Annotated in this window: 7 protein-coding genes; 4 read left to right on the plus strand and 3 right to left on the minus strand. The window is 60.4% G+C overall.

The window, feature by feature from the left end; genetic code table 11:
- On the minus strand, positions 1–453 hold the full coding sequence (locus AC07V9_RS22650; RefSeq protein ID WP_495017866.1) for a MarR family winged helix-turn-helix transcriptional regulator: 453 nt from the start codon (positions 451–453) through the stop codon (positions 1–3).
- Positions 454–1,028: 575 nt separating this feature from the next.
- On the opposite strand from AC07V9_RS22650, the gene AC07V9_RS22655 reads away from it, so the two are divergent.
- Positions 1,029–1,697 (plus strand): polysaccharide lyase family 7 protein, encoded by a 669-nt coding sequence (locus AC07V9_RS22655; RefSeq protein WP_495017867.1) that lies wholly within the window; start codon positions 1,029–1,031, stop codon positions 1,695–1,697.
- A gap of 155 nt (positions 1,698–1,852) precedes the next feature.
- On the opposite strand, the gene AC07V9_RS22660 is transcribed toward AC07V9_RS22655, so the two are convergent.
- Together AC07V9_RS22660 and AC07V9_RS22665 are read right to left on the minus strand one after the other, a co-directional pair.
- A complete protein-coding gene (locus tag AC07V9_RS22660; RefSeq protein ID WP_495017868.1) occupies positions 1,853–3,247 on the minus strand; it encodes a heavy metal sensor histidine kinase in 1,395 nt (464 codons plus the stop codon).
- Entirely contained in the window at positions 3,220–3,915 is a 696-nt protein-coding gene (locus AC07V9_RS22665; RefSeq protein ID WP_495017869.1) for a heavy metal response regulator transcription factor, read from the minus strand. The genes AC07V9_RS22660 and AC07V9_RS22665 overlap by 28 nt, the downstream gene beginning before the upstream one ends.
- 279 nt (positions 3,916–4,194) lie before the next feature.
- Between AC07V9_RS22665 and AC07V9_RS22670 the strand changes: the two genes are divergently transcribed.
- From AC07V9_RS22670 to AC07V9_RS22680, 3 genes are all read left to right on the plus strand, one after another.
- Positions 4,195–4,800 carry a hypothetical protein gene (locus tag AC07V9_RS22670; protein WP_495017879.1) on the plus strand — a complete coding sequence of 202 codons (606 nt, stop codon included), beginning with the start codon at positions 4,195–4,197 and terminating at the stop codon, positions 4,798–4,800.
- Positions 4,801–4,960: 160 nt separating this feature from the next.
- Positions 4,961–5,584, plus strand: coding sequence for a cytochrome b/b6 domain-containing protein (locus tag AC07V9_RS22675; protein ID WP_495017870.1), 624 nt, complete (start codon positions 4,961–4,963; stop codon positions 5,582–5,584).
- Complete coding sequence (locus AC07V9_RS22680) at positions 5,577–6,347, plus strand: molybdopterin-dependent oxidoreductase (RefSeq protein ID WP_495017871.1); 771 nt, start codon at positions 5,577–5,579, stop codon at positions 6,345–6,347. The genes AC07V9_RS22675 and AC07V9_RS22680 overlap by 8 nt, the downstream gene beginning before the upstream one ends.
- Positions 6,348–6,663: the final 316 nt, after the last annotated feature.

Raw genomic sequence — 6,663 nt, forward strand, 5'->3', positions numbered from 1 at the left:
TCAAGATGACAGCTCCGGCCCCACGGGACTGGCGTTGGCGAAGGCTTTGAACACGCGCAGGGTGGCTTCCAGGTCAGCCGGATCGAGGTCGCCGAACACGTCGCGACGCAGGCGGATCAGCTCGTCTTCGATGGAGTTGGCCAGGGTGCGACCTTGTTCGGTCAGGCTCAGGACCTTGGCGCGGCGGTCGGTCGGGTCTTCAGTACGTTGCACCAGATCGGCCTTGCCCAACTGATCGAGCAGACGCACCAACGATGGGCTTTCCAGGCCACAGGCGTGGGCCACGGTGACCTGACGCACGTTTTCCCCCAGCCGCGCGATCATCAAAAGCGGACCTGCGCAGGCCTCGGAGACGCCGTAATTCATCAGCGTGGTCTGACACACGCGGCGCCATTGTCGGGACGCTGCGACCACGCCGCCGGTGATGTGCATTTGCAATGAGTCAAGGGTCATGAGAGTGCCACTGGGTTGATCGACAGACAGAATTTGGTTAGGCAGTGAATGATTAGACGCCGTATTATTAGGTAGCTAACTATTAATATCCGGTAACAAAGTTTTTTCGTCAATTGAAATGTGGAAGACCCAGATGGGTGGTGTCGCTGTGGGAGCGAATTTATGCGCGAGGGGCCGGGACACACGACTGAGGTCATCGTTTGAGCGATTGCATCGCGAATGAATTCGCTCCCATAGGAAATCTGCGGACCGTCTGTCGGGCTTTTGAGGGATTTTTGAACCTAATCGCAGATTTGCTCTCTCGCATGTCCAAAAAAATGACGCCATAAATCAAGCGTGTCGTGTCCCGAAATCGGGACGTTGATCAAATATCGCGCAATCAAGCGTTTGAATTGCGTGATCTCAAGATGGTGGCACTGTCTGTTTTTTGATCGATTTCGGCGGTTTCTTGACTGGGGCCTTAGGCTAAAGAACAACCGATTCAGCCGATAGCTAAGGCGACGGGCAGCGGGGCGCAAACCCCCGAGCCAGAGACATTCCTTAGCTGGTGCGCGTTGCGCACCCACGAGCGCAACATGATCGACCTTGCTACCTGGAACCTCTCCGTACCTGTCGGCGTTCCTGCCGCCACCATCGACACCCCCAAGCTGATGTCGGGCTACCAGGATGGTTATTTCCGCTCCGGCGACACACTGTTTTTCTGGGCGCCGGTGACCGGCTCGAAAACGGACAACGCCGTCTACCCCCGCACGGAATTGCGCGAAACCTACGCCAACGGCGCCGTACACAACTGGACCTACAATCAGGCGGACAACTTCTTGCGCGCAGCGCTGACCGTGGATCAGGTGCCCTCGTCCGGCAAGATCGTCATCGGCCAGATCCACTGCTATGGCAGCACCGAGCCGCTGATCAAGCTGGAGTACCAGTACAAGGAAAAAACTCAGACCGGCAACATCGTCGCCAAGTTTCGGGTGACACCAACTTCAGAGCCCGAGGTGATCCAGATCGCCACCGGCGTGCTGCTCAAGGAGCGCTTCACCTACACCATCCACCTGACTCCGACCGGCAACCTGACGGTCAACGCCCACGACATGCAGTGGGGCAGCAAGCTGGACGCGAGCTGGAATGGCAAACAGCTGTACTTCAAGGCGGGGGTCTACACCCAGGACAACACCGGGTACGCAACCGAAGGCGGGGCGGCAACGTTCTACAAATTGCAGATCTCTCACGACAAGAAGGCGTGAAAGGGATCGGTCGCGATCTTCCGGGCCTGCACAAAACCTGTAGGAGACGTCGGAGGTTACGACGGCAGCGAATGCGGTGCTTCAGATGAACCGCATTCGCCACTGTTGCACAGCTCCAGTGCTCCTACAGGACCTGTGGGGGGCAGGGCCGTGATTCAGGTTGCCGGGAAGATCAGCGAGAAACAGATTCTCCCTTGCACCGGCTGACTCACCGCCACTTCACCCCCATGCAACTGCATGATCGCCGCGACGATCGCCAGTCCCAGCCCGTTGGAATCGGAACTCTGATGGCGGGAAGCGTCGGCGCGGTAGAAGCGGTCGAACAGCTTGCCCAAGGCCGATTCGCTCAGGACCGGCCCCTGATTTTCCACTTCAATCCGGCAGCGCGCTGTACTACGAGCCACGCGAATCTCAATCTCGCTGCCCTCGTCGGCATAGCGGATGGCGTTGGCCACCAGATTGCTCAACGCCCTGCGCAGCAGCAGAGGGTCGGCGTCGAGCAAGCCGTCGCCTGAAACGTTGAAGGTCATCTGCCGTTCTTCGGCCAACCCCTCGAAATACCCGGTAACCCGCTGCAGTTCATCGTGCAGGTTCAGCGACTGCCGATTCAGCGCAGCCTGGGCGTCATCAGCGCGGGCGAGAAACAGGATGCTCTCGACCATGCGCGAAATCCGCTCCAGTTCTTCCAGGTTGGAAGCCAGCAGCATCTGGTATTCATCGGCCGTGCGCGGCTGCCTGAGGGCGACCTGGCAGTGGCCCATCAATGAACCCACGGGCGTGCGGATTTCATGGGCCAGGTCGGCGGAAAACTGCGTCAGGCGCTGATAGCCGTCGGCGAGCCGGTCGAGCATCGCGTTGTAGGCGTCGCTCAACTGCTGCAGTTCCACCGGGGTGTCGCGGCTGTCCATGCGGCTGTCCAGGCGCGCCGGGGTGATGGCGGTGGCGTGATCGGCCATTCTGCGCAGCGGTCGCAACCCCCGACGCAGCAGCAGATAGCCAAGCCCTGCGGTCAGCAGGAACGCCAGCGCCACCGAAAACAGGATGCGATTGCGGAAGTTGGTCAAGGTGGCCATTTCTTTCACGGCCAGGTGTGCAGCCGTCAGATGCACGACCCGGCCGCCGGAGATCGCCGCCACCGTAGCTGCGCGCATCGGCACGTCGTCGCTGACCACACCGCTGCGCATGTCGGCGACGCTGAGCGGCTGACCCGCCTGGACAACCGGCATCTGGGGCAACGTCGCGTGCAGCGGGTTGACCATGATCACGGGCGCCTTGCCCGGTTCGCCAATAATGAAAATGTCGTCCTCGCTGTCGAGCATGTTCTCGAACAGCTGCGGGCTGCTTTGCAGGGTGTCGAGGGTGAGGTCGTATTGCAGCAGCTTGCGAAAGTGATCGAGCCGCGCCAACACGGCGTGATCGCTGCGGGTCATCACCGAGGCTTTCATGGTCTCGTATAGGTACATTCCGGCGCTGGCCACGGCGAGCATGGCCACCACGGCAAACGCCAGGGTCGAGCGCAGGGTCAGAGAGGGCTGGCGTCGGGCTCGCATGGCCGCACCTCGCAGACATAACCGATGCCGCGCACGGTGTGGATGAGTTTGACCGGGTAGGGCAGGTCGACCTTGCTGCGCAGGCGCTTGATCGCCACGTCGACCACGTTGGTGTCGCTGTCGAAGTTCATGTCCCAGACCTCCGAGGCGATTTGCGCCCGTGACAGCACATCGCCTTCGCGACGCAGGAACAGATGCAGCAGGGCGAATTCCTTGTTGGTCAGGGTCATCACCTGTTGCTGGCGCGTGACCCGGCGGCGCAGCAGGTCCAGCTCAAGGTCGGCCAGGTGAAAGTGATCGGCCTCGCGGACCACGCCACGGCGCAGAATGGTGCGGATGCGCAGCAGCAGTTCGGTGAAGGAAAACGGCTTGACCAGGTAGTCGTCAGCCCCCAGTTCCAGCCCGCGAATGCGGTCCTGCAACTGATCGCGGGCCGTGAGGAACAGCACCGGCACGTCCTGTTTGGCCCGCAGGATTTCGATGATCTGCCAGCCATCGATCCCCGGCAGCATCACATCCAGCACCAACAGGTCGTAACGCTGCTCCAGCGCCATGTGCAGGCCATCGGCGCCGTGCTGGGTCCAGTCGACCTTGTAGCCGGATTCGCTGAGGCCCTTTTTCAGGTACTCGCCGGTCTTGGTGTCGTCTTCAATAAGCAGGATGTGCATCGTGTGCGGGGCTCGCTTCACATCGCGGGGCAGGACCGGACGTGCATCAGATGAAAAGCCGAAACGGCTGGATGCCGCGTCGTGTGCGGAGTTTAACCAACTGGGGGCGCGCGGTCGGTTACATTTTTGTCATTGATTCCGGGTCGTGAAGACAGGCGCGCGAATGACAAAAATGTCATCGCCCGGTCATTGTGCGGTACCGGTTGCGGGCGGAGGATGGCTGTCATCCAACGCATCATGTGCTTCATCAACCTGCCCTCAAGGATCGTCACAATGAAAATCAAGACTGCACTGTCCGCCACCTTCGGCCTGCTTGCGCTTAGCGCTGCCGTGATGGCCTCGGCCGCCGACATGCCGGTGGTCAAGCCGCTGCGTGGCACGGTCGACAGCGTCGAAAACAACACCTTGAACTTCACCACCCGTGCCGGCGCTCATCAAAGTATTGGCTTGACCGACAAGACTGGCGTGCGTCTGGTGTCCAAGACGGACATCGGCTCGATCAAATCCGACAGCTTCATCGGCTCGGCCGCCACGCCACAGGCCGACGGCACCCTGAAAGCGCTGGAAGTGACCGTGTTCGAAGCGAGCCTTAAGGGCAGCGGCGAAGGCCACTACGGCTGGCAAAACGCCGACGGCAGCACCGGCACCATGACCAATGGCACCGTGGGCAAGCTGACCAACGCCAACGGCCGCACCCTGAGCGTGAGCTATAAAGGTGGCGAGAAGCAGCTGGTGGTGCCGGACGACGTGCCGATCGCCTATGTACAGGCCGGCAAGGTTGACGAGCTGGTCAAGGGCGCCAAGGTAGTGGTCTTCCCGGCTGAAGATGGCAAGACCGCGCGCGGTGTAGCCGTTGGCAAGGATGGTTTCCAGCCGCCGATGTAATGTGTTTTTTGAAACACCGTTGAATCGACGGTTGACATGAAACCCTGTGGGAGCGAATTCATTCGCGAGACGTGGGTTCAGACGGCGCATCTCCATCGTCTGGCCCATTTTTCGCGAATGAATTCGCTCCCACAGGGGTAAGTTTGCTGCCGGAGAAACCATGAAAAAAACCAGAATCCACCCCTGGCCCATTCGCCTCACGCACTGGATCAACGCCTTCGGCATGGTCTGCATGTTCATGAGTGGCTGGGGCATCTACAACGCATCGCCCCTGTTCCGCTTCTCCTTCCCCCGGGATTTCACTCTCGGCGGCTGGCTCGGCGGGGCGCTGGCCTGGCACTTTGCAGTGATGTGGCTGTTGGTGATCAACGGCCTGATTTACGTGCTGTACGGGCTGTTCAGCAAACACTTCAAGCGCGACTTCCTGCCGGTCACACCCAACGCCGTGAAGCGCGATCTGCTCGACGCCCTGCGCTTTCGCCTCAAGCACGAGAAGGGCGTGTACAACGCCGTCCAGCGTTTGATGTATTGGCTGGTGCTGGCGGCAGGGGTGTTGATCGTGGTCTCGGGGCTGGCGATCTGGAAGCCCATTCAGCTGCAGGAACTCACCGCGCTGCTGGGCGGTTATGACTTCGCCCGTTTCGTGCATTTTGCCGCCATGGCGGCCATTGGCGCGTTTGTCGTAATGCACCTGGCGCTGGTGTTGCTGGTGCCCAAAACCCTGTTGCCGATGATCACCGGCGGCACGCGTGTGATTGAAAGCGGGAAGGTCGAGCATGATTGAACCGAAAAAACGCGCCATCCAGCGCATCCGGCTGGAACCGGCGCAACAGACACAGCTGGAAAACCTTCAACGTCGTCACTTCCTCAAAGGCGGCCTGACCGTCGGCGCGATGGCCATGCTCAGCGGCTGCAACCTGCAGGATGGCGACCAGGTGGACAAGGTGCTGTGGACCATGTCGCGCTGGAACGACCGAGTTCAGGCCTGGTTGTTCAGCGGGCAGAAACTGGCGCCGACCTTCAGCAAAGAGCAAATCCGCAATCCATTCCCGTTCAACGCCTTTTACGCCGAGGACGACATTCCGGATCTGGACGTCGCCGACTGGAAACTCGGCGTCTCGGGACGGGTGCGCGACAAGGCGCCCTGGACCCTGGACGGCCTGCGCAAACTGCCGCAGCGCACCGACATCACGCGGCTGATCTGCGTTGAAGGCTGGAGCGCGATCGGGCAGTGGGGCGGTGTGCCGCTCAAGACCTTTCTTGAGCATGTGGGCGCAGACACCACGGCCAAGTTCGTCGGCTTCAAGTGCGCTGACCGTTATTACTCAAGCCTGGACATGCCCACCGCGCTGCACCCGCAAACGCTGCTGGCGCTGGATTTCGGTGAGGTCGCGCTGCCACCCAGCTACGGCTACCCGCTGCGCATCCGCGTACCGACCAAACTGGGCTTCAAGAACCCCAAGCACATCGTCGAGATCTTCGTGACCAACGATTACCCGGGCGGGTATTGGGAGGATCAGGGGTACAACTGGTTTAGCGGAATCTAGACTGACGATGTTCTCCCTGTGGGAGCGATTCATTCGCGAGACGTCAGTACAACCAATAAAGATGTGTCGGATGTAACGGCCAATCGCGAATGAATTCGCTCCCGCAGAAATCCGCAGTCGCTGCGAGTGCAAGGCCGGGCCCGGATCCAACTGTGGGAGCGAATTCATTCGCGAAAAATCGGACGGGCGATGCAGATGTGTCGGATGTACCGGCCAATCGCGAATGAATTCGCTCCCACAGAAATCCGCAGTCGCTGCGAGTGCAAGGCCGGGCCCGGATCCAACTGTGGGAGCGAATTCATTCGCGAAAAATCGG

The organism is Pseudomonas sp. GW821-FHT02A11 (assembly GCF_059421985.1).

Bases quoted from the DNA above. Each gene is read 5' to 3' on its own strand.
- AC07V9_RS22655 (WP_495017867.1), top strand. From the start codon at position 1,029: ATGATCGACCTTGCTACCTGGAACCTCTCCGTACCTGTCGGCGTTCCT.
- AC07V9_RS22680 (WP_495017871.1), top strand. From the start codon at position 5,577: ATGATTGAACCGAAAAAACGCGCCATCCAGCGCATCCGGCTGGAACCG.
- AC07V9_RS22660 (WP_495017868.1), bottom strand. From the start codon at position 3,247: ATGCGAGCCCGACGCCAGCCCTCTCTGACCCTGCGCTCGACCCTGGCG.
- AC07V9_RS22665 (WP_495017869.1), bottom strand. From the start codon at position 3,915: ATGCACATCCTGCTTATTGAAGACGACACCAAGACCGGCGAGTACCTG.
- AC07V9_RS22675 (WP_495017870.1), top strand. From the start codon at position 4,961: ATGAAAAAAACCAGAATCCACCCCTGGCCCATTCGCCTCACGCACTGG.
- AC07V9_RS22650 (WP_495017866.1), bottom strand. From the start codon at position 453: ATGACCCTTGACTCATTGCAAATGCACATCACCGGCGGCGTGGTCGCA.